Annotated in this window: 14 protein-coding genes; 9 read left to right on the forward strand and 5 right to left on the reverse strand. The window is 71.3% G+C overall.

Features of this window, described 5'->3' with window-relative positions; genetic code table 11:
* Positions 1-284: 284 nt before the first annotated feature.
* Positions 285-1,298 (forward strand): 4-hydroxy-3-methylbut-2-enyl diphosphate reductase, encoded by a 1,014-nt coding sequence (locus tag ACFY0P_RS03590; protein WP_388906853.1) that lies wholly within the window; start codon positions 285-287, stop codon positions 1,296-1,298.
* A 76-nt stretch (positions 1,299-1,374) separates the two neighbouring features.
* Positions 1,375-2,124: a polyphosphate--glucose phosphotransferase gene (ppgK, locus tag ACFY0P_RS03595; protein WP_388906855.1), complete on the forward strand. Its 750-nt coding sequence runs from the start codon at positions 1,375-1,377 to the stop codon at positions 2,122-2,124.
* An 82-nt stretch (positions 2,125-2,206) separates the two neighbouring features.
* Here ppgK and ACFY0P_RS03600 read toward each other — a convergent pair whose 3' ends face one another.
* Positions 2,207-2,752, reverse strand: coding sequence for a DUF6542 domain-containing protein (locus ACFY0P_RS03600; protein ID WP_388906857.1), 546 nt, complete (start codon positions 2,750-2,752; stop codon positions 2,207-2,209).
* A gap of 198 nt (positions 2,753-2,950) precedes the next feature.
* Here ACFY0P_RS03600 and ychF point away from each other — a divergent pair, with 198 nt between their 5' ends.
* Positions 2,951-4,039: a redox-regulated ATPase YchF gene (gene ychF / locus ACFY0P_RS03605; protein WP_388906859.1), complete on the forward strand. Its 1,089-nt coding sequence runs from the start codon at positions 2,951-2,953 to the stop codon at positions 4,037-4,039.
* A 42-nt stretch (positions 4,040-4,081) separates the two neighbouring features.
* On the opposite strand, the gene ACFY0P_RS03610 is transcribed toward ychF, so the two are convergent.
* The 3 genes from ACFY0P_RS03610 to ACFY0P_RS03620 form a co-directional block, all read right to left on the reverse strand.
* Positions 4,082-4,627, reverse strand: a complete 546-nt coding sequence (locus ACFY0P_RS03610; RefSeq protein WP_388906861.1) for a hypothetical protein — start codon at positions 4,625-4,627, stop codon at positions 4,082-4,084.
* 65 nt (positions 4,628-4,692) lie between these two features.
* Positions 4,693-5,439, reverse strand: coding sequence for a phosphotransferase family protein (locus ACFY0P_RS03615; RefSeq protein ID WP_388906864.1), 747 nt, complete (start codon positions 5,437-5,439; stop codon positions 4,693-4,695).
* 309 nt (positions 5,440-5,748) lie between these two features.
* A complete protein-coding gene (locus ACFY0P_RS03620) occupies positions 5,749-6,222 on the reverse strand; it encodes a hypothetical protein (RefSeq protein ID WP_388906867.1) in 474 nt (157 codons plus the stop codon).
* Between the two features lie 217 nt (positions 6,223-6,439).
* Between ACFY0P_RS03620 and ACFY0P_RS03625 the strand changes: the two genes are divergently transcribed.
* Positions 6,440-8,653, forward strand: coding sequence for a DEAD/DEAH box helicase (locus ACFY0P_RS03625; protein ID WP_388906869.1), 2,214 nt, complete (start codon positions 6,440-6,442; stop codon positions 8,651-8,653).
* 303 nt (positions 8,654-8,956) lie between these two features.
* Here ACFY0P_RS03625 and ACFY0P_RS03630 read toward each other — a convergent pair whose 3' ends face one another.
* Positions 8,957-9,958: a LacI family DNA-binding transcriptional regulator gene (locus ACFY0P_RS03630; protein WP_388906871.1), complete on the reverse strand. Its 1,002-nt coding sequence runs from the start codon at positions 9,956-9,958 to the stop codon at positions 8,957-8,959.
* 243 nt (positions 9,959-10,201) lie between these two features.
* On the opposite strand from ACFY0P_RS03630, the gene ACFY0P_RS03635 reads away from it, so the two are divergent.
* The 5 genes from ACFY0P_RS03635 to ACFY0P_RS03655 are packed head-to-tail and all read left to right on the forward strand — an operon-like array spanning position 10,202 to position 19,115.
* Positions 10,202-11,536 carry an ABC transporter substrate-binding protein gene (locus ACFY0P_RS03635; RefSeq protein ID WP_388906873.1) on the forward strand — a complete coding sequence of 445 codons (1,335 nt, stop codon included), beginning with the start codon at positions 10,202-10,204 and terminating at the stop codon, positions 11,534-11,536.
* A gap of 7 nt (positions 11,537-11,543) precedes the next feature.
* Complete coding sequence (locus ACFY0P_RS03640) at positions 11,544-12,491, forward strand: carbohydrate ABC transporter permease (protein ID WP_388906875.1); 948 nt, start codon at positions 11,544-11,546, stop codon at positions 12,489-12,491.
* Between the two features lie 47 nt (positions 12,492-12,538).
* On the forward strand, positions 12,539-13,345 hold the full coding sequence (locus tag ACFY0P_RS03645) for a carbohydrate ABC transporter permease (RefSeq protein ID WP_388907305.1): 807 nt from the start codon (positions 12,539-12,541) through the stop codon (positions 13,343-13,345).
* Between the two features lie 29 nt (positions 13,346-13,374).
* A complete protein-coding gene (locus ACFY0P_RS03650) occupies positions 13,375-16,098 on the forward strand; it encodes an alpha-mannosidase (protein WP_388906878.1) in 2,724 nt (907 codons plus the stop codon).
* A gap of 38 nt (positions 16,099-16,136) precedes the next feature.
* Positions 16,137-19,115, forward strand: coding sequence for a glycoside hydrolase family 2 TIM barrel-domain containing protein (locus ACFY0P_RS03655; RefSeq protein ID WP_388906880.1), 2,979 nt, complete (start codon positions 16,137-16,139; stop codon positions 19,113-19,115).
* The last annotated feature ends 46 nt before the right edge of the window (positions 19,116-19,161 follow it).

Genomic DNA, 19,161 nt, shown 5'->3' on the forward strand with positions numbered 1-19,161 from the left:
TTCGGTGTTTGAGGCGGACGGCTGCCCGGTACCGCATCTCAGTCTGTCTGGCTGTTTGAGGCGGACGACCGGCCGGTACCGCATCTCAGGCTGTCCGGTGCCTGAGGCCGACGGCCGGCCCGCGCCCGCACTCTCCAGCCCGTCCGGCGTTTGAGGACGAGGCCGTTCAGGCCGATGCGGGGGTGCGGGGGCGGCAGCCCCCGGAACGGGCGGTCGAAGGGGGCTCACCCCCTGGATGACGGGACGGGTGAGGGCGGCGGGGGCGAACCCAACGCGGCCTTACGATGGGTGCCATGACTGCTTCGCCTGGCCGCCGTGTCCTGCTCGCCGCCCCCCGTGGCTACTGCGCGGGTGTGGACCGCGCCGTGATCGCCGTCGAGAAGGCCCTGGAGCAGTACGGGGCCCCGATCTATGTCCGGCACGAGATCGTCCACAACAAGTACGTCGTGCAGACCCTGGAGAAGAAGGGCGCGGTCTTCGTCGAGCGGACCGAGGAGGTCCCGCCGGGGAACATCGTGATGTTCTCCGCGCACGGCGTCGCCCCCGTCGTCCACGAGGAGGCCGAAAGTGGCCGCCTCGCCACCATCGACGCGACCTGCCCGCTGGTCACCAAGGTCCACAAGGAAGCCGTCCGGTTCGCCAACGAGGACTACGACATCCTCCTGATCGGCCACGAGGGCCACGAGGAGGTCATCGGCACCTCCGGCGAGGCCCCCGACCACATCCAGCTGGTCGACGGCCCTGCGGACGTGGCCAAGGTCGAGGTCCGCGACGAGTCCAAGGTCGTCTGGCTCTCCCAGACCACCCTCTCCGTCGACGAGACGATGGAGACCGTCGACGCCCTCAAGGAGAAGTTCCCGCAGCTCATCTCGCCGCCCAGCGACGACATCTGCTACGCCACGCAGAACCGTCAGCTCGCCGTGAAGCAGATGGGCGCCGAGGCCGAGCTGGTCATCGTGGTCGGCTCCCGCAACTCCTCCAACTCCAAGCGCCTGGTGGAGGTCGCCAAGCTGGCCGGCTCCCGCGCCGCGTACCTGGTCGACTTCGCGAGTGAGATCGACGAGGCGTGGCTGGAGGGCGTGACGACCGTCGGCGTCACCTCCGGTGCCTCCGTACCCGAGGTGCTGGTCGAGCAGGTCCTGGAGTGGCTCGCCGAGCGCGGCTACGGCGACGTCGAGATCGTCAAGGCGGCCGAGGAGTCCATCACCTTCTCACTCCCCAAGGAACTCCGCCGTGACCTGCGCGAAGAGGCGGCCACCCTGGTCGCCGAGCGCGGTGGCACCGGCGCCGGCGCGTGAGCACCGTCCGTACGACTGTGTGACCGCGGGCTCGTCCGACGTCGTGACTGTCAGTCGTACCACGTAACGTGGAGCCATGCAGATCTTCGGCGTGGACATCGGTGGTTCCGGGATCAAGGGCGCTCCCGTGGACCTGGACAAGGGCGACCTGGCCCAGGAGCGGTGCAAGGTGCTCACCCCGCACCCGGCGACGCCCGACGGCGTCGCCGACGGGGTCAAGCAGGTCGTCGACCACTTCGGGTGGACCGGCCCGGTAGGGCTCACCTTCCCCGGGGTGATCACCGACGGCACTCACATCCGTACGGCGGCGAACGTCGACAAGAGCTGGATCGACACCGACGCGCGCACGCTGTTCAGCGAGCGGCTCGGCGGTCTTCCGGTGACCGTGGTCAACGACGCGGACGCGGCGGGCGTGGCCGAGATGGAGTTCGGGGCCGGCCGGGGCCGCAAGGGCGTCGTCATCCTGCTCACCTTCGGCACCGGCATCGGCAGCGCCCTGTTCACCGACGGCGAGCTGGTCCCCAACACCGAGCTGGGCCACCTGGAGCTGGACGGCCACGACGCGGAGAAGAAGGCCTCCAGCAAGGCCAAGGAGGACCACGACCTCAGCTGGGAGCAGTGGGGGCAGCGGGTCAACAAGTACCTCGCGCACGTCGAGATGCTCTTCACCCCGAGCCTGTTCATCATCGGCGGCGGGGTGAGCCGCAAGGCCGACAAGTTCCTGCCGTACATCAACGGCATCAAGGCCGAGATCGTCCCGGCCCAGCTGCAGAACAACGCGGGAATCGTGGGCGCGGCCATGCGCGCGGCGCACCACGCCAAATAGTTGGCACCCAGGCACCCAGGCACCCAGGCACCCAGGCACCCAGGCACCCAGGCACCCCCTGACCCCGGCCCGCCGGCCGGGGTCAGGCTCGGCGGCGGTACCGGACCGTCCGGATCAGCCGGATCCGGCGGACGATGACGATCACCCCGGCGATCAGCGTCCCGCCGTAGAGCCAGCCGGCCTGCGTGGACAGGGCCGTCACCAGGCCCATCACCACGCCCAGGAAACCACCGCCGCCGTCGTCGGCGACGGTCGGCAGGCCGACGGCGAAGGCGATCGGGATGACGACGGGGGCGGTCAGCAGATCGCCCCCGCGCACCCACAGCGCGGTCAGCGCGGACACCGGCAGGGCCAGTACGCCGTACACGGTCAGGGACGCCCCGAGGAGCAGGTCGTCCAGGAAGCCGGCCAAGACCATCGCGGCCATGCAGAAGAGACCGCAGCCGAGCCCCGTGAGCCGTGGGCTCGGCAGCCGCGAGGGCCCCGCCACCGGTGCCGGACGCGACCTTCCAGGAACGGGCCGGCGTCCGGCCGTCCCCGGCCGCCGTCTCGCCTGCGGCGGCAGCGGCGGACGGGGGCCGCCTCGACGCGGTCCGGGCTGTCGGGGTCGGGTCCTGTGATGCTCCACCGGACCAACCTAGGTCTGTTTATGTGCCCAGTCGCAGCCCAGACACGCCGAAACCAAGCCGAAGAGCGGCCCTTGGCCAGGTGTTCGACGCGGCCGCCGGCAGGGTGCCCCGAACCCCGTAAACTGGTGGATCGGCCGGCCCGCCGGCACTGGCAGCCCCCCCGGCTCACTCACCCACTCACTACGGGAAGTCGCAACGTGTCGCTCACGATCGGAATCGTCGGCCTGCCGAATGTCGGCAAGTCGACCCTGTTCAACGCCCTGACCAAGAACGACGTGCTCGCGGCCAACTACCCGTTCGCCACGATCGAGCCCAACGTGGGTGTCGTCGGCGTCCCCGACGCCCGCCTGGCCAAGCTGGCGTCGATCTTCAAGTCGGAGCGCATCCTTCCGGCCACGGTCGACTTCGTGGACATCGCGGGCATCGTGCGCGGCGCCTCCGAGGGCGAGGGCCTGGGCAACAAGTTCCTCGCGAACATCCGTGAGTCCGACGCGATCTGCCAGGTCATCCGGGCCTTCAAGGACGAGAACGTCGTGCACGTCGACGGCAAGGTCTCGCCGAAGGACGACATCGAGACGATCAACACCGAGCTGATCCTCGCCGACCTCCAGACCATCGAGAAGGTCCTGCCGCGTCTCCAGAAGGAGTCGCGCATCAAGAAGGACGTGGCCCCCAAGGTCAAGGCGGTGGAGGAGGCCAAGGAGATCCTGGAGAAGGGCGACACGCTCTTCGCCCACGGCATCGTCCAGGGCACCGAGCGCAACGAGCTCCTGCACGACCTGCACCTCCTCACCACCAAGCCGTTCCTCTACGTCTTCAACGTCGACGAGGACGAACTGCTCGACGAGGACTTCAAGACCGAGCAGCGCGCCCTGGTCGCCCCGGCCGAGGCGATCTTCCTCAACGCCAAGCTGGAGCAGGACCTCGCCGAGCTCGACGAGGAGGACGCCCTGGAGCTCCTGGAGTCGGTGGGCGCCGAGGAGCCCGGCCTGGCCACCCTCGCCCGCGTCGGCTTCGACACCCTCGGCCTGCAGACCTACCTCACGGCCGGCCCCAAGGAATCCCGCGCCTGGACCATCAAGAAGGGCGCCACGGCCCCCGAGGCGGCCGGCGTGATCCACACCGACTTCCAGAAGGGCTTCATCAAGGCCGAGGTCATCTCCTTCGCCGACCTGGTCGACACCGGCTCGGTCGCGGAGGCCCGCGCCAAGGGCAAGGCGCGGATGGAGGGCAAGGACTACGTCATGCAGGACGGGGACGTGGTGGAGTTCCGCTTCAACGTCTAGCGGTGACCTGGCACCACGTCGCTGATCTGGCGAACATGCAGGTCAAATGGGGTCTGACTCTTCGGGGTCAGGCCCCTGTGCCATAGCGTGCACCGTGTCCGGGTCCTGGCCGTTGAGCCCGCCGAGGAGGACGACTCGATCGGCTTGGACGTCGAAGCCGAGCACAGGACGGCCGTAGTCGCCCTCCGGGTCCACCAGCACCGGCTTGCCCAACCGCCGACCGATCTCACGAAGGAAGCCGCAGAACACGTCGAGTCGCTCCTGGCCCTGCAACTCCCGCAGGTCGACGTCGAAGTCGACTTCGTCGGCGGCCTGAAAACGGAAGATCGCCAGCACATCGGCCGTCGGCCAGACCCGTAGCTCCGGGTACTCGCCACCCGCCGGTCGGGAAAGCACACTCTCCGCCCGGGGCACCGGACGCACCGTCTCTCCCTCGGAGTACCGGCACGTCCAGCCCCGCTCCGCGACAAGGTCGAGAACCGCCTGCCAGTCCTCCACCGAGGTGTCCGGGACACATACGTCCGGCAGGTAGTTCACCAGGTCCGGGTCGAAGAAACAGCTCACGTCATCCCACAGCAGATCAGCCACACCGCCATGCTGCCCGGCGCCCGGACCCGACGCACGCGCGTTTACGCAGTCGGGCCAGCGCAGCGTCACATCCGGGATCTCAGCACGTCGACCTCACAGCCCGGCTCGAACGGGTCGAAGCCGTGCTCGATCAGCCAGCGAACCACCAGCAGGCTTCGCAACGACCACCACGCGTGGATCACGTCGACGTCGACATCGGTGCCGTAGCCGGCGATGACGTCGTCGAGGTGCTCCTCGTGCCCGAGCGTGAAGGTGGCGAGGTCGTACAGGGCATCACCCTGGCCCGCCTCGGACCAGTCGATGATGCCGGTGACCTCGCCGCCGTCGACGAAGACGTGCGCGATCTGCAGGTCGCCGTGTGTGAACGCCGGAGTCCACGGCCGGAGCGCGGCCTCGGCGACCCGCCGGTTGCGGGTGACCAGGTCGGCGGGCAGGACACCGTTCGCCACGAGCACCTCGCACTCGGCGTCGAGTTCCGCCGTCAGCGCGAGGATGCTCCGCCCGGCCCGGCCCGGCAGGGGCGGCAGCGGCGCGTCGTGCAGCTTCCGGATGGCGGCGCCCGCCGCGGCCCACGCCGCCGGCGACCCGGTCGACGGCCCGCCGAGGCGCCCGAGCGTCGTCCCCGGGAGCGCGGCGAGCGCGAGCACCGGCGGTTTGCGCCACAGGACCTTTGGGGTCGGGACCGGCGCGAGGGACATCGCCTCGACCTCGACGTCGATGCGTGATTGATCGGCGTCCACCTTCAAGAACACGTCACCGACGCGCAGAGTCGCGCGCTCGGAGTGGGCGACGACGACTTCGACCTCATCCATGGGCGACCAGTATCCCGGGGATGATCGCCGACGTCGCCGGGTTTGTCCGGCCGTCTTTTCGCTGCGCCCGGGCCGGGCACCGGAGCTCGGCGGACGTCGACGTAGTCGGTGACCCGCGCGCTTCTGAGGTAGTGGTTTCCGGTCTCTCGGCTGAGCGCGAGGCCCCAGGTGCCGTGCTGAAGCGGCCGTCGGCTGCGGTGGTCGCGGTCACCCGGCCGCGCCCGGTCTCGATGTCGACGGGTACGTCGGCGGCGGGGGTGGGGGTTTCGGGGTGGCGGGGATCCTCGGCGAGCACGGTTCCGTTGACGTCTACGTTCTGGTGGAGGTAGTCCGGCACGCTGGGCGTCGCGGCGAGGTCGGGGATGGAGAGGATGGTCCGGTACTGCAGGAGGTCGGGGGAGAGGAGCCGGTGACGGTGGCGCCGGAGGCGTCCTGGAGGTCGACGGTCCCCCGGTAGTCACCGAGGTCCGCCAGGTGGACCGGCGCCCGCCAGGTACCGGACGTCGCGTCCTGTCCGGAGTACTGGGTGAAGTCCTCGGTCGATCCTGCCTCTTGGGCTCCCTCCGGTGCGTCCAGCGGATAGAAGTGAGCCGTGATGCGGGTGATCGGGGTGTCGGAGTGCGCCGTCACGAAGACCAGGCCCGGCTCGTTCCAGCCGCCGTTGGCGTCGACCAGGACGGGGCCGCCGGTGGTGCCGTCCGCCCGGGCCGGGGCGAGGCCCGTGAACAGGGAGGCGGACAGCGCGGTCGCCGTGGCCGCCGCCAAGAAGGTGCCGCGCCTCATGAAGGTCCCCCAGGAGAATCGGTCGAGTGCAGGTGAGAGAGCCGGAACCGCACAGCAGGGTCGTGCCGGTCCGGAACCCGCGGGTCCCCTCCCGGATCCCCACCCCCGTGGTCGGTGATCGAGAACTCTGGCGACGCGCTCTGACGGGCCGGTAGGTAGGCGGACTCACTCAGGGCGCCGATCGTTCCGCGACGGCCGCCCGGGCCGGTGCGCGGGGATGGGAGGATGCGGGGACGACGAGGGAGGGGCGGGGCGCGTGGGGCGGGCTGAGCGGGACGTGGTCGCGCAGGGAGCGCGGCTGCACGAGGCGGCCCGGAACCTGGCCGATGATCACGGCCGGGCGGTCGAGGCGGTACGGGCGGCGCTCACGCCGATCCACGACGCGGCGGTCCGGCGGGAGCTCGACGCCATCCCGGTCGCGCGGCTCCAGGACGTCACCGAGGGGCGGCTGCGGCTGGGCGGCGTCGAGCAGAGCGGGCTGCGGACGGTGGGCGCCGTACTCGAAGCGGGCCCCTACCGGCTGCGGCAGATACCCGGTGTCGGGCAGCGCACCGTCGACCAGATGCTCGCCGCGGCCCGCCGACTCTCCGACGCCGTGCACGAGACCGTGGCCGTCCACATCGACGTGGACCGGCCGGAGCCGGGGATCACCGCGCTCGTCATGGCCCTGCAGGTGCTGGTGGAGGCAGGGCCCCAGGCACGGCGCGCCGTCGACCGGGCCGGTGCCCTGGCGCAGCGGCTGGAGCCGCTCCTTGCCGACGCCAGGCCCGCCGCCGGACGGCTCCGGATGCTCCTGGCCGGCCGGGAGCGGAAGGCCCGCGCGCTGGCGGCGGTGAGCGAACTCCGTCCGCTGGTGGCCGAGGCGGACCGGGGGCGGCTGCCCGAACTGTTCGCTCAGGCCTCGGTCGACCTGCTGCGCGGGCCGTCGTCCGAGCTCGCCGCCTGGGCGGACTTCGAACTCCGCTCCGCCGAGTACTACAGCCTGCTGGCCGAGATCTCCGGCGCGGCGCCCGACGCGGCCGCCGCCGAGGGCTTCCTGCCGGACGAGATCGCCGAGCGGGTCCGGGCCCAGCAGCTCGACGACTCGCACCGGCGGGTCTCCCTGCGTGGCTACCAGGCGTTCGGCGCGCGGTTCGCCCTCGCGCAGCGCAACGTGATCCTCGGCGACGAGATGGGTCTCGGGAAGACCATCCAGGCGATCGCCGTGCTGGCCCACCTGGCCGCCGAGGGGCAGAGCCACTTCATGGTGGTGTGCCCGGCGAGCGTCCTCGTGAACTGGACGCGGGAGATCGAGGCCCGCAGCGCCCTGCGCGTGACGCTGCTGCACGGGCCCGACCGGCACGACGCGTTCGCCGACTGGAAGGGGCGGGGCGGGGTCGGGGTGACCACGTTCGACGCCCTGCGCGGGTTTCCCGCACCCGGTGGCGGCGAGGTCGGCCTGTTCGTGGTCGACGAGGCGCACTCGGTGAAGAACCCGAAGGCCAAGCGGTCCCAGGCGGTCGCCCAGTGGGCGGAGCGCTGCGAGCGCACCCTCTTCATGACCGGCACCCCGATGGAGAACCGGGTCGCGGAGTTCCGCAACCTGGTCGGGATGCTCGACCGCGGGGTCGCGGAATCCCTGGACGACGGGGACGCCCTGGCCGGATCGGTCGCGTTCCGCAAGGCCGTCGCCCCCGTCTACCTGCGGCGCAACCAGCAGGACGTGCTGACCGAACTGCCCAGCCTCCAGCACACCGACGAGTGGGAGGAGCTGAGCGCGTCGGACGAGGAGGCGTACCGCGACGCCGTACGCGCCGGCAACTTCATGGCGATGCGCAGGGCGGCCTACCTGCGCCCCGAGAAGTCGGCCAAGCTGGGGCGGCTCCGGGAGATCGTCGAGGAGGCCGGCGAGAACGGGCAGAAGACGGTGGTCTTCTCCAACTTCAAGGACGTCCTGCGCGTGGTCGCAGCGGCACTCGCCGACGGCACCACGGTCTTCGGCCCGCTCACCGGCGGTGTCCCGGCCGCGCGTCGGCAACAGCTCGTCGACGACTTCGCCGCCGCCCCGGGCGCCGCGGTGCTCCTCGCGCAGATCCAGGCGGCGGGCGTCGGCCTCAACATGCAGGCCGCCTCCGTCGTCGTCATCTGCGAACCCCAGATCAAGCCGACCATCGAACACCAGGCGGTGGCCCGGGCGCACCGCATGGGCCAGGTCAGACCGGTCCGGGTGCACCGCCTGCTCGCCACCGGGGGAGTGGACGAACGCCTGGTGAAGATGCTGGAGAAGAAGACCCGACTGTTCGACGCCTACGCCCGCCGCAGCGCGGTGGCCGAAGCCACCCCGGACGCGGTCGACGTGTCGGACATCGAACTGGCCCGCCGGATCGTCGAGGAGGAACAGGCGCGTCTGGGCATGGCGGACGGGAACCACTTCGAGCGAGCGGACGCTTGACACGCGGTCGGGTGGGCGAACGCTTGATTCGCCCTCGGCGGGCGGACGCTGATTCGCGGTCGAGCGGGCGGACGCTTGATTCGCGGTCGGGTGGGCGAACGCTTGATTCGCCCTCGGGCGGGCCGACGCTTGAATCGCGGTCGGGCGGGCGGACTCCTGACGCGCGGTCGAGCGGGCGGACGCCTGACACGCGGTCGAGAGAACGACGAGCGCACGTGGTGCTCCGGCTCCGGCTCCGGCTCCGGCTCCGGCTCCGGCTCCGGCTCCGGCTCCGTCGGGCCCTGAGCCCGACCCCCCACCCCCCTACGCCGACTCGCGCACCCGCAGCACCGCCCCCACCGTCAGCTGGTCGGCGGGCAGTGGGTCGCTGCCGGTCAGCAGCCGGGCCGCCTGTTCGACGGTGAGCGCGCCGAGCCGGCGGGTGTCCAGAGCCACGGTGGTCAACTGCGGCTCGACCAGCGTGCCGAGCCGCAGGCCGTCGAACCCGACCAGGGCGAGGTCCCGGGGGACCTGCCGGCCGAGCCGGCGCGCGGCGCGCAGCGCCCCTATGGCGATGATGTCGTTGAACGTGAACACGGCGGTCAGGTCCGGGTACCCGGCGAGGAGTTCCTGGAGCGCGCTCTCCCCGCCCTCGACGCTCTGGTCGGCGCGGGCCACGGAGCTCGCGTCCAGTCCGCACGCGGACATCGCGGCGTCGAACCACCGGTGCCGGATGCTCGGTTCGGACCGTTCGGCGTGGTCGAGCATGCCGATGTGCCGGTGTCCCGCGTCGGTCAGATGCCTGATCGCCGCGTGGACGCCGCTCTCGCCGTCGATCCGGATCGAGCTGAACCGCTGGGTGCGGTGCTCGCGGTCGATGAGCACCACGGGGAGTCCACGGGTCAGCTTGTCGATCTCGTCCTCGGGCAGGCTGAGATAGCCCACGACGGCGTCGACCTGGGAGGCGATCACCTCCAGCGTGCCCCGCTCCTCCTCGGTCCGGTCGCCGGTGTCGTACACGACGACGTGCCAGCCACGGTCCCGGGCCGCCTCCAGCGCGGCCGCGGCGACCTCGGTGAAGAACGGGTTGAGCAGGTCGGGGATCACGAGGCCGACACTTATGGTGTCCTGCCGGACGAGCCCCCGGGCGAACCGGCTCGGGCGGTAGCCGAGCGCCTGCGCGGTGTCGAGAACGCGCTGTTTGGTGGAGACGCCGATCTCGCCCTTGTCGTTGAGCGCCCGCGACACGGTCTGCCGGGACACGCCCGCGGCCAGGGCCACATCGTCGATCGTGACCCTACGGGGTCCGGTCCCCGACGACGCCATCACTCACCTCCGCGTAATTGCCGACGCGCCAGCGTCGCAGGGACACCGAGTATGCCCCGATGCGTAGAAACCTTGACACTCCGGCGTTCGGAAGCCCACACTCCCAATCACTCCCGTTACCGCTCCCGTGAGCGCTCACGGTACCGCTCACGGAACCCAATTCCAACCAGAAGGCATCCGCCTCCAGGTGTCAACGTCGACCCGCCTGGGCCCCGTCGCCAGGCGTTCTCTGGAACGGAAGACATGAGAAGCACAGCCACGCGCACCCGCCTCGCCACAGCAGCCGCGACCGCGGGCATCGTCGTACTCGCCGGGTGCTCCTCGTCCGGTTCGTCGGACAAGGCCTCCGCATCCTCCTGCGAGCCCGCGAAGGGCAAGGTCACCCTCCAGTACTGGAACACCGTTCCGGGCATGGACAAGGTCGTCGCCCTGTGGAACAAGCAGCATCCGAACATCCAGGTCGAGACGAAGAACATCTCCAACGACCAGTACGGCACCCTCGGCAACGCCCTCAAGGCGGACAAGGCCCCGGACCTGGCCCAGGTCGGCTACGACGAACTGCCCAACCTGCGCACCCAGAGCGCCTTCGTGGACGCCTCCGCCTGCAAGGCGGCCACCGCGGCCAAGTCGAAGTTCGTGCCGTGGACCTGGTCGCAGACCAGCTTCGGTGACACCGGCGTCTTCGCGATCCCGCAGGACACCGGCCCGATGGCGCTCTACGTCCGCAGCGACCTCTTCAAGAAGTACAACGTTGCCATCCCCGCCACCTGGGACGAGTACCAGACGGCCGCCGAGAAGCTGCACAAGGCGGACCCGAACCTCGACATCACGTTCTTCGACCCGAACAACGCCGAGTGGTTCAACGGGCTCCTCTGGCAGAACGACGCCAAGATGTACGGCTACTCCGGCGACAAGTGGCAGGTCTCCGTCGACTCGGCGCAGAGCAAGCAGGTCGCGGACTACTGGCAGAAGCTGATCTCCGAGAAGGTCGTGCGCACCGACCTCGCCCACGGCTCGACGCAGATGTACGCGGCGTACCAGAAGGACCAGCTCGCCACCTACGTCGGTGCCGCCTGGGGCTACAGCATGTTCCGCGACAACCTCCCCAAGCAGGCCGGGAAGTGGACGATCGTCCCGATGCCGACGTGGGGCGCGAACGGCTCCTCCGGCGACTGGGGCGGCTCGACCGTCGCGTTCATGAAGGGCGGCAAGCACCTCTACGAGTCGGTGGAGTTCAACACCTGGCTGAACACCGACCCGGACGCCCTGGCCATGGAGAACAAGCTGGGCGGCCTCTACCCGGCCGCCACCGCAGGACTGGACCTGCCGGCGCTGAAGCAGGGCGTGCCGTACTACGGCAACGAGAAGATCTTCGACGTCTTCGCCGACGCCTCCAAGAAGATCGACACCAGCTTCGCCTGGGGCCCCACGCAGAAGACCGTGAACCTGGCCCTCCAGGACGCGATGGCCAAGGCCGCGGCCGGCAGCGGCACCCTCGACGACGCGCTCGCGACCGCCCAGGCGGCCGCGCTGAAGTCGATGAAGGACCAGGCGATCCCGGCGACGGCGGGCAAGTGACCGCGGTATGACCGACCTCGCAACCCGTCCGGCCGCGGGGCGGACCACGTCCGGGAGCCGCCGTCACCCGAACGGCGGCGGCCCCCGGGCGGGCACCGTCGCCGCCTTCGTGACCCCGTTCTTCCTGCCGTTCCTGCTGTTCTACCTGGTGCCGGTCGGCTACGCCCTGTGGCAGAGCTTCCGCGTCGTGCGCCGCTCCGGCGGCCAGTACGGGACCTCGTACACGACCTTCGGCGGCTTCGAGCAGTACGGGCAGGTGCTCCAGAACACCGAGTTCTGGTCCAGCATCGGCCGCATCGGGCTGTTCGGCGTCGTGCAGGTGCCGGTCATGCTGTTCGTGGCCCTGATCATCGCGCTGCTCCTCGACACGCCCCTGCTGCGGGCCAAGGGGTTCTTCCGCATCGTCGCGTTCATGCCGTACGCGGTGCCCGGCGTGATCGCCGCGATCATGTGGTCGTACCTCTACTCGCCCCAGCTCAGCCCGGTCGTCGACCTGCTGAACGGCATCGGGCTGCACCCCGACTTCCTCGGCCCGGGCGCCGTGCTCTGGTCGGCCGCGAACGTCTCCACCTGGCTGTGGACCGGCTACAACATGCTGATCATGTTCTCGGCGCTGCAGTCGATCCCGCAGGAGCTCTACGAGGCCGCGAAGCTCGACGGCGCCTCCGACTGGACCATCGCCTGGCGGGTCAAGGTGCCCATCATCGCCCCGTCGATCGTCCTGACCACCGTCTTCTCGATCATCGGCACGCTCCAGCTGTACGCCGAGCCGGCCGTGCTGCGGCAGATCTCCTCGAACATCTCCAGCACGTTCACGCCGAACATGCTCGCCTACACGGTGGCCTCCGGGAACAACTACCAGCAGGCCGCGGCCATCTCCGTGGTCATCGCCGTCATCACCTTCGTCTTGAGCTTCGGGTTCATGCGACTGACCTCGAAGAAGGCCGGACTGTGAGCAACTCGACCATCGACCGCGAAAGCCGGGTCAGCCGTACGGCCGCCATGGGGCTGATGCTGCTGCTGGCCGTCTACTTCCTGCTGCCGGTGTACTTCCTGGTCGTCGCGGCCACCAAGCCACAGGGCGACCTCGCCGCCACCAACGGGCTGGCGTTCTCGCACTTCAACCTGTTCGACAACCTGCACACCCTGTTCACCCGCAGCGACGGGATCTTCGGCCGCTGGGCCCTCAACACCGTCCTCTACGCGGTGCTGGGCGCGGCCGTGGGCACCCTGATCTCCGCGCTGTGCGGCTACGCCCTCGCCAAGTTCACCTTCCGCGGCCGGGAGTTCCTGTTCTCCGTCATCCTCGGCGGCGTCCTGGTGCCCACCACCGCGCTCGCCCTGCCGCTGTTCCTGCTGTTCTCGGCGACCGGTCTCGTCAACACCTACCTCGCGGTGTTCCTGCCCAGCATCGTCAGCCCGTTCGGCGTCTACCTCGCGCGGATCTTCGCAGGCGCCTCCGTGCCGCAGGAGCTGATCGAGTCGGCCCGGCTGGACGGCGCCGGCGAGTTCCGCACGTTCTTCTCGGTGGCGTTCCGGCTGATGACCCCGGCCCTGGTGACCATCTTCCTGTTCCAGTTCGTGGCCATCTGGAACAACTTCTTCCTGCCGATGGTGATGCTCCAGAAGGAGTCCCTCTTCCCGATCACCCTCGGCCTGTACGAGTGGAACGGCCAGACCGCCCGCTCCCCGCTGCTCCAGGAGTCCATCATCACCGGCTCGCTGGTGTCGATCCTGCCGGTGATCGTCGTCTTCATCCTCCTCCAGCGGTTCTGGCGCACCGGCCTCGCCGCCGGCTCGCTCAAGTGAGCCCCCACGCACAGAAGGTGTTCCCCGCCATGCCCAACCCGGCTGTCTTCGTGCCCCACTTCCACTGGGACCGGGAGTGGTACGAGCCGTTCCAGGTGTTCCGGCACCGGCTCGTCACCGCCCTGGACACCGTGCTGGAGACGGCCGAGGCCGACCCGGACTTCCGGTTCACCGTCGACGGGCAGATGGCCGCCGTCGAGGACTACCTGGAGATGCGGCCCGAGAACCGCGACCGGGTCGCCGCCCTGGTCCGCGAGGGCCGGCTGGCCGTCGGGCCGTGGCTGATCCTGCTCGACGAGTTCCTCTGCTCCGGCGAGACCATCGTCCGCAACCTCCAGATGGGGTGGGCGGCCGCCGAGCGGCTCGGCGGTGCGATGCCGATCGGCTATCTGCCGGACATGTTCGGCCACGTCGCGCAGATGCCGCAGATCCTGGCCCGCGCCGGTATCGAGCACGCGGCGCTGTGGCGCGGGGTGCCCGGCACGGTCGACGGGCACGCCTTCCGCTGGCGGGCGCCCGACGGCTCCGAGGTGCGCACCGAGTTCCTCTTCGACGGGTACGACAACGGCCTCGACGTCCTGCTGGTACCGGACCGGATCCGCCGCGCGCTCGGCGAGTACGCCGAGATGACGGCCGGTCGGTGGGGCGGCGACCCGGTCCTCGCCATGGCCGGCACCGACCACAACGCGCCCGACCCGCGGCTCGCGGAGTGGCTGCGGAAGGCCTCCGCCGAGGAACGGCCGATCACCGTGGCCACGCTCGACGAGTACATCCGCAAGCACGTACGGGACGAGGTGACCGCCGTCGTCACCGGTGAGCTGCGCAGCCACGTACGGGGCAACATCCTCCCGGGTGTGCTGTCGGTCCGGCTCGGGCTCAAGCAGCGGATGGCCGCCGCCGAGCGGACGGTCGACCACGCCGAGCGGATGAACGCCCTGTGGTCCGGCCGCGACGACTCCGCCTTCCTCGCCCTCGCCTGGCACAAGATCATCGAGTCGACCGCGCACGACTCCGTGGTCGGCTCCGGCACCGACGAGACCTGCGACCAGGTCGCGGCCCGGCTCGCCGAGGCCGCGCAGGCCGCCCGCGCGGTCCGGGACGCGGCCCTCGCCGAGCCCGCCGCCGGGGTGCCCGGCGACGCCCACCTGGTCGCCAACCCGCTGCCGTCGCCGCGTACCGCACTGGTCGAGGTGGACGTCGTGGCCGCCCCGGAGGGAAGCACCCTGGTCGCGACCACCGCCGACGGCACGGCGCACCCCGTACAGCTGGTCTCCCAGGCCCCCACCGTCCTCAGCGACGAGCGGCTCGACGCCTCCCGGCTGGAACGCGTGCTGCGCCGCATCCACCGCCGCGAGCTGTTTGGCCTGCTCATCAACGGCTACGAACTCACCCCGAACTCCCTCGTCTTCCACCTCGCCGAGGTCCCGGAAGGCCCCTTCGACCTGATGACCCTGCGCGGCGAGGTCGCCGCCGCGGCCGTCGCGCACCCGGGGGAGTGGCGGGTACGGACCCTCGCCCAGGCCCGGGCCACCGCGCTGGTGGCCGTACCCGTCCCCGCCGCCGGACTGGCCGCCTTCCGGGTCGGGGCGGGCGACCTGCCCGCAGCCCCCGTGCCGCGGCCCGCGACCGCGACGGCGGACACCCTCTCCAACGGCCTGGTCGAGGTCGCCGTGGCCGCCGACGGCACCCTGGACGTGACCGGCGTCGACGGCACCGTCCTGTCGGGCGTCGGCCGCCTGGTGGACGGCGGCGACCGCGGCGACAGCTACAACTACGCCCCTCCGGCCCACGACGTACTCGTCTCCGAGCCGGTCCGGGTCGGTGTCGAACTCCTCGAAAGCGGCCCGCTGCGGGCCCGGTTGCGCGTCACCCGCGGCTACGAGTGGCCGGAGGCGCTCGCCGACGGCGACCGGGACCGGCGCGGCGGCCGTACCGTCCCGACCCCCGTGGACATGCTGGTGGAAGTCCGCGCGGGCGAGCCTTTCGTCCGTATCTCCACGTCGTTCCTGAACCGGTCCGCCGACCACCGGCTGCGCCTGCACGTCCCGCTGCCCCTGCCCGTCACCGGCTCCGCGTCGGCCGGGCAGTTCGCCGTCACCGAGCGCGGCCTGACCGCCGAGGGCGGCTGGGGCGAGTACCCCCTCCCGACCTTCCCCGCGAGCACCTTTGTGTCGGCGGGCCCGGCCACCGTCCTGCTCGACCACTCGGCCGAGTACGAACTCGTCGACGACGGTTCCGTCCTCGCCCTCACCCTGCTGCGCGCCATCGGCTCCATCAGCGTCAACATCCACCCCCTGCGCGACGAACCCGCCGCGAGCGAGATCCCCGCGCCGGGCGCCCAGGACCTCGGCATGCGCATCGAGAACCGGTTCGCCGTGCTGCCCTGGGCGGCCGGCCGGCAGGGCGCCAACGCGGTCGCCCTCGCCGAGGAGTTCCGGAGCGACGCCCTCGTCACCCGCGGCACCGCGCCCGGCGGCGGCCCGCTGCCCCCGGACGCGGCCGGCCTGCAGGTCGACGGCCGGGACGTGCACGTGTCGAGCATCCGCCGGATCACCGACCCCGAGCACGGGCCCGGTACCGAGGTCCGGCTGGCCGCGATGCGGGACTCCGCGACGGCCGTGCGCGTGACCGGCGCCTTCACCGAGGCGACCACCGTCGACCTGCTCGGCCGGCCGATCGCCCCCGAACCGGTCCGGGACGGCCTCGACCTCGTCCTCGGCCCCTGGGAGATCCGCACGGTCGTCCTCCGTTAGCCGACAACACCCCCCATGAAGAAGAAGGTTGTGACGTCTTGCCCTCCGAGCTCACCGCGTACCTTTCGGACCCCGCCCCCTGGCACGGCGCCCTGCGCCCGGCCCGCTCCTGGCTGCACTCCGACGCCCCCGCCCTCTCCCTGAACGGCCCGTGGAGCTTCCGGCTCTCGCCCACGGCGGCCGTGCCCGAGGAGTTCACGGCCGAGGACTTCGACGACCAGGGCTGGGACAGCATCCCGGTGCCCGCGCACTGGGTGCTGGAGGGCGACGGCGCCCACGGCCGGCCGGCCTACACGAACATCCAGTTCCCGTTCCCGATCGACCCGCCGCACGTCCCCGACGAGAACCCCACCGGCGACTACCGCCGCCACTTCGACCTGCCCGCCGGCTGGCCGGACGCCGAGCGGGTCCTGCTGCGCTTCGACGGCGTCGAGTCGCTGTTCAAGGTGTGGGTGAACGGCGTCGAGATCGGCAGCGCGAGCAGCAGCCGGCTGGCCCACGAGTTCGACGTGACCTCCGCGGTGCGCCCCGGTGACAACGTCGTCGCCGTCCGCGTGCACCAGTGGTCGGCGGCCAGCTACCTGGAGGACCAGGACCAGTGGTGGCTGCCGGGCATCTTCCGGGACGTCACCCTGCTCGCCCGCCCGGCCGGGGGCATCGAGGACGTCTGGCTGCGCACCGGGTACGACAACGGGCGCGGGCGCGTCGAGACGGAGGTCACCGCCGACCCGGCGGCCTTCCCGGTCACCCTGCGCATCCCCGAACTGGGCGTGGAGCGGGTCTGGGAGACGGCGGCCGACGTGGCGCCCGTCGACCTCCCGGAGGTGCAGCCGTGGTCGGCCGAGCGGCCCCGGCTGTACGAGGCGACCGTCTCCTCGGCCGCCGAGAGCATCACCCTGCGGGTCGGCTTCCGCACGGTCGAGATCCGCGGCGACCAGTTCCTGGTCAACGGCCGCAAGGTCGTCTTCCACGGCATGAACCGGCACGAGGCCCACCCCGAGCGCGGCCGGGTCTTCGACGAGGCGCACGCCCGCGCGGACCTGGCCCGGATGAAGCGGTTCAACGTGAACGCCATCCGCACCAGCCACTACCCGCCGCACCCCCGGCTGCTCGACCTCGCCGACGAACTCGGCTTCTGGGTCGTCCTCGAGTGCGACCTGGAGACCCACGGCTTCGAAAAGGCCGGCTGGGCCGGCAACCCGACCGACGACCCGGCCTGGCGCGCGGCCTGCCTGGACCGCATCGAGCGCACCGTCGAGCGGGACAAGAACCACCCCGGCGTCGTGATCTGGTCGCTCGGCAACGAGGCCGGCACCGGAGCCAACCTCGCCGCCATGTCCGCCTGGGTGCACGCCCGCGACCCCGAGCGTCCCGTGCACTACGAGGGCGACTACACGGGCGACTACACCGACGTCTACTCCCGCATGTACGCGACCGTGCCGGAGACCGAGCAGATCGGCACCGACGGCTCCACCGCCCCGCTGCTCGGCTGCACCCCCGCCCAGGGCGCCCGGCAGCGCACCAAGCCGTTCCTGCTCTGCGAGTACGCCCACGCGATGGGCAACGGGCCGGGCGCCCTCGACCAGTACGAGGAACTGGTCCACCGTCACCCGCGGCTGCACGGCGGCTTCGTCTGGGAGTGGCGCGACCACGGCATCCTGGCCACCGCCCCCGACGGCACGCCGTACTACGCCTACGGCGGCGACTTCGGGGAGGTCGTGCACGACGGCAACTTCGTGATGGACGGCATGGTGCTCAGCGACGACGTGCCGACGCCCGGCCTCCACGAGTTCAAGGCGGTCGTCCAGCCGATCCGGTTCGCCTTCGACGGCGACAAGCTCGCCATCACCAACCTGCGGCACTCGGCCGACACCTCCGACCTGCGGTTCCGCTGGCGCGCGGAAGTCGACGGCATCCCCGTCGAGGCAGGGGAGCTGGAGACGCCCCTCCTCGCGGCGGGCGAGTCCGGACGGGTGCCGCTGCCCGAGATCGCGGTGGCCGCCGACGCCGAGACCTGGCTGAGCGTCGAGGCGGTGCTGGCGACGGAGACGGCCTGGGCCCCCGCGGGCCACGAGGTCGCCACCGCCCAGCTGGACTGCTCGCCGCGGCGGCCGGTGCCCGCCGTCCGGCCCCGGTCCGGCTGGCGGCCGGGCGAGGGGACACGCACGCTCGGCATCGCCGAGTTCACCGGCGGATCCCTCACCCGGCTCGCCGGACGGGCCGTGACCGGGCCGCGGCTGGAGCTGTTCCGCGCCCCGACCGACAACGACGAGGGGACGGCCGACCGGCTGGAGGGCAGCGACGCCAGTGCCTCCGGGGTGTCCAGCGCCGAACTGTGGCGCCGGGACGGACTCGACCGCCTCACCACCCGGCGGATCAGCGTGGAACACGCCACGGACGCCCTGCGCACCGTCGACCGGGTCTCCGCCGCGGACTCCGTGCTCTCCGTGATGGTGGAGTCGGTCTGGTCGGTCGAGGACGGCGAGCTGGAACTGCGCGTGGAGATCGAGCCCGCGCGCGGCTGGGCGACGGTGTGGCCGCGGATCGGGGTCCGCTTCGAACTGCCCGACGGGGCGGCCCCCGTGGACGGCGCCGAGTGGTTCGGCCTGGGCCCGCTGGAGTCCTACCCCGACAGCCTCCGCGCGGCCCGCACCGGCCGCTTCTCGGCCACCGTCCGGGACCTCTCGGTGGACTACGCGCGCCCCCAGGAGACCGGCCACCGCTCCCGGCTGCGCCGGCTCACGCTGACCAGCGGCGACACCGAGGCGCTGCGCATCGAGGCGCTCCCCGACACCCGAGGCCGGCGCCCCGGCTTCACCCTCGCCCGCCACACCCCGCAGCAACTCGCCCGGGCCGCCCACCCCTTCGAACTCCCGGAGTCCACCACCAGCCACCTCATCATCGACGCGGCCCAGCACGGCCTCGGCTCCCGCGCCTGCGGGCCGGACGTGTGGCCCGAGTTCGCACTGCGCCCCGAAGCCCGCACGATCAGGCTGCGGTTCACGCACGGCGCCTGAGCGACAGGACCCGACAGCTCTTTCACAGTCCGCACCCACGCGTCTC

This window comes from Streptomyces sp. NPDC001714 (genome assembly GCF_042892755.1).
In the GTDB taxonomy this organism is placed as follows: domain Bacteria; phylum Actinomycetota; class Actinomycetes; order Streptomycetales; family Streptomycetaceae; genus Streptomyces.